This is a genomic window from Massilia sp. P2_C2, assembly GCF_056404615.1.
Window position 1 is genome coordinate 1 of record NZ_JBFUDR010000448.1, and the last position, 3,681, is coordinate 3,681.

At 66.9% G+C, this 3,681-nt stretch carries 3 protein-coding genes and 1 pseudogene; all 4 read left to right on the plus strand.

Annotated elements, in window-relative coordinates; translation table 11 throughout:
- Nucleotides 1–226: pseudogene (locus tag AC1DYX_RS29095) on the plus strand (hybrid sensor histidine kinase/response regulator); the annotation flags it as partial.
- A 163-nt stretch (nucleotides 227–389) separates the two neighbouring features.
- Nucleotides 390–1,826, plus strand: a complete 1,437-nt coding sequence (locus tag AC1DYX_RS29100; RefSeq protein WP_477265391.1) for an arylsulfotransferase family protein — start codon at nucleotides 390–392, stop codon at nucleotides 1,824–1,826.
- Nucleotides 1,827–1,997: 171 nt separating this feature from the next.
- Nucleotides 1,998–2,456: a TonB-dependent receptor plug domain-containing protein gene (locus AC1DYX_RS29105; RefSeq protein WP_477265393.1), complete on the plus strand. Its 459-nt coding sequence runs from the start codon at nucleotides 1,998–2,000 to the stop codon at nucleotides 2,454–2,456.
- Nucleotides 2,457–2,749: 293 nt separating this feature from the next.
- The coding region (locus AC1DYX_RS29110; protein ID WP_477265395.1) for a sulfatase-like hydrolase/transferase at nucleotides 2,750–3,681 on the plus strand (932 nt) is incomplete at its 3' end.

A 3,681-nucleotide genomic window follows, 5' to 3' on the forward strand; every position in this document is an offset into this window, starting at 1 on the left:
GGGCATGGTCGCCCCGCCGGCCGAGCAAATCGAGGAACTCTGGCAGCTGGCGCGGATCGGCAACATGCGGCAAATCCGCKAACGGGCCGCCTACCTGCAGGGTCTCGATCCGGCCTATGGTCCTTTCGCGAGCCGCCTGGACGCGCTGGCGCAGGGCTATCATTCGAAGCAGCTGGCCGCCTTCGTGGCGCGCTTCCGGACCGAGAACGCGGTGCCACCGGCGTGACACAAGGTTGAACGCGCGGCATGCTGCATTCGCCGCAGCGCACTGTTGCAAAAACCGCATATCAATAGAAACTCCACCAAGATATTGATATGCCAACATATTCGTTCTGCATCACGCCATCCCTTCGTAAGATGCCTGCACTTATCCATTACGAAGGGACACCATGACCGCCAGCACCGGCCGCCGCCAGGCCCGCCTCCTCCACCGACAACGGCATGCATGCCGCGTCCGCACGGCCGCCCTGCTGGCCCTGTGCATGCTGCCGGTGGCGGCGACGTTCGCCGCGCCGAGCGTGTTCCCGACCGGTGTCACCCGCTACGAGCCAGGCAAGGCGTGGAACGGCTATGTACTGTTCTCCGGCCAGGACAGGAAGACGCACCTGATCGACATGAACGGCAACGAGGTGCACCAGTGGGCGCAGGAAGGCTTCCCGCCCGTGCTGCTGGCGCCGGGACAGACGGGCGGCGCACGCGGCCACGTGCTGCTGCAACTGGCGCAGCTGCCGGGCGCGCGCACGGCCGGCAATGGCCTCGGCAATGCCGCGATCGGTGAACTCGATTGGGACGGCAACGTAGTCTGGCGCTGGGGCGCAGCCGCGCAGCAGGCCTACGGCGGTGCCGACACGGCGACCAGCGCCGCCCCGGGCGGGTCCGCCAAGCAGCACCACGACTGGGAACGCCTCGCCAACAGCAACACACTCGTGCTGGCGAACCTCGTCCATCCCGTGAGAGGCTTCAAGGCGGCCCAGGTTCTCGACGACGTGCTGTACGAAGTCGACCCGCAAGGGGAGATCGTGTGGCGCTGGACGGCGTCCGACCACCTGGAGGAATTCGGCTTTTCGAAAGCCGCGCTGGACCAGCTGCGCAATGCCGCGCCGCGCGAAGGCGCCAAGGCCGTCGACTACCTGCACACGAACAGCGCCCGTGCGCTTGGTCCGAACAAGTGGTTCGACCAGGGCGATGCGCGCTTCGCACCGGACAACGTGATCATCAGTTCGCGCCAGGCGAACATCGTCGCCATCGTCGACAGGAAGAGCGGCAAGGTCGTGTGGCGCCTCGGCCCCGATTTTGCGCCGACCGCCGGCGGCCTCCCGCGTCCCGTCGACCAGCTGATCGGCCAGCACGATCCGCACCTGATCGCGCCTGGCCTGCCCGGCGCGGGCAACCTGATCGTATTCGACAACCAGGGTGAGGCCGGCTACCCGATCGTCAGCCCCGGCATGTTCCCGCACTCGCGCGTGCTGGAAATCGACCCGGTCAAGAAAGAGATCGTGTGGGAATACACGGCCGTCGACTCCCGCCAGACGCAGTGGAGCTTCTACAGCGCCTTCATCAGCAGTGCGCGCCGCCTGCCGAACGGGAACACCCTGATCGACGAAGGCATGAACGGCCGCGTGTTCCAGGTGACGCCCAAAGGCGAGATCGTCTGGGAATACGTCAGCCCGTTCTACGGCGATTCCGCCGTGGGCGGCAGCGGACGCCAGGTCCGCACGAACTGGGTCTACCGCGCCCAGCCCGTCCCTTACGACTGGGCGCCAGCCGGCACGCCGCGCAGCGAGCGTCCGCTCGGTTCCGCGTCCGCCGTCGCCAGCACGCGCTGACCCTTTTTCACCTGTTCCGGTTCAACGCGGCGCGCCCCGCGCGCCGCGGCGGCCACGCACATCCCTATTCACTACGAGGAGAACCCGGTGTTTCACGCATCCGCAGCACGACAAAAGCCCAGGCGCCCCGGAGCGCCGGCCGTTTCACGCACTTCCATCGCGGCGGCGGCCATGATGATGTACGCCGGATGCGTACGGGCGCAGGAGTCGGGACCAAATGCCGCCGCCGCCCTGGTCGCGGCCGCCGACGTGAGCCCCGATCCGGCCGCCACGCAACCGCTGTCGGAGACCATCCAGACCGTGCTCGTGTCCACCCGCCGCCGCGTCGAAAGCGCGCAGAACGTGCCGACGCCGATGACGGTGCTGAACGGCGACGAGCTGGAGGCGAACCGGGTCTATCGCGCGCAAGACCTGCAACAGCTGCTGCCCAGCACGACGATCAACTATGTCCACGCCCGCCAGATGAGCTTTGCCGTGCGCGGCCTGGGCAACAACCCGGCCAGCGACGGGCTGGAAGGCAGCGTCGGCCTGTATCTCGACAACGTCTATCTTGCCCGTCCCGGCATGGCCGCGCCGCACCGCGAACGTCGGCGCGCGCTGGGAGCATCCGCTCGACGCGCCTGGAGCTGATTCCTGGCGCGCCTACGTGAACTTCATCGTGGCTTACCGCTCGTCCACCTACGGTACGCTGGACGCCTCCAGGTATTCACGGATCCCGGCATACGGTCTCGCGAGCCTGGCGACCGGCGTGCGCTCGAACCGCGAGCGCGCGTGGGACCTGCAGCTGTGGGCCCACAACGTATTCGACCGCCAGTACTATACGAGCATGTGGAACAACGCGTTCGGCTCGTACAACGCCGTCATCGGCACGCCGCGCACGATCGGCGCGACGGCCCGTCTCGATTTCCAAGCAAGGAACCACCATGAGCAAACCCGATACGAAACGCCGCGCCGTCATCAAAGCCCTTCCAACCGTCGCCTTCGCGCCGCAAGCCCTGTTCGCGGCCGAACAGCAGGAGCGCCCGAACATCGTCTTCATCCTCGCGGACGACCTGGGCTACGCCGACCTGGGCGTCTACGGCAACACGGACTTCGCCACGACCAACCTCGACCGCCTCGCGGCGCAGGGCGTGCGCTTCACGCAGGCCTATGCCAATTCCGCCGTGTGCTCGGCGACGCGCTTCGGCCTGATCACGGGCCGCTACCAGTATCGCCTGCGCGGCGGGCTGGAAGAGCCGATCGCCGGCGCCTCGAAGACCATCGGCCTGCCGCCGCAGCACCCCACGTTGCCGTCGCTGCTGAAGAAAGTCGGTTACCGCACGGCGCTGTTCGGCAAATGGCACCTGGGCTACCTCCCCGTGTTCGGCCCGCTGAAGAGCGGCTACGACGTCTTCTTCGGCAACTACGGCGGCGCAATCGACTACTTCACGCACAAGCCGGGCGTCGGCCCCGACGTGCCGGAAGATTTGTACGAGGACGAAGTCCCGGTGCACAGGGTGGGCTATTACACCGACCTGATCGCGGAGCGCGCCATCGACTACATCGGCAAGCAGGATGAGAAACAACCGTTCTTCCTGTCGCTGCACTTCACGGCACCACACTGGCCGTGGGAAGGTCCGGGCGACGAGGCGGTGTCGCGCGACATCGGCAACATCTTCCACTACGACGGCGGCGACCTGGCCACGTACGGCAGGATGGTGACGGCGCTGGATGCCGCCGTCGGCCGCGTGCTCGACGCGCTGCGGCAAAAGGGACTGGCCGACAATACGATCGTCATTTTCACGAGCGACAACGGCGGCGAGCGCTTCTCGAAGACGTGGCCGTTCAGCGGCCAGAAGACGGAACTGCTGGAAGG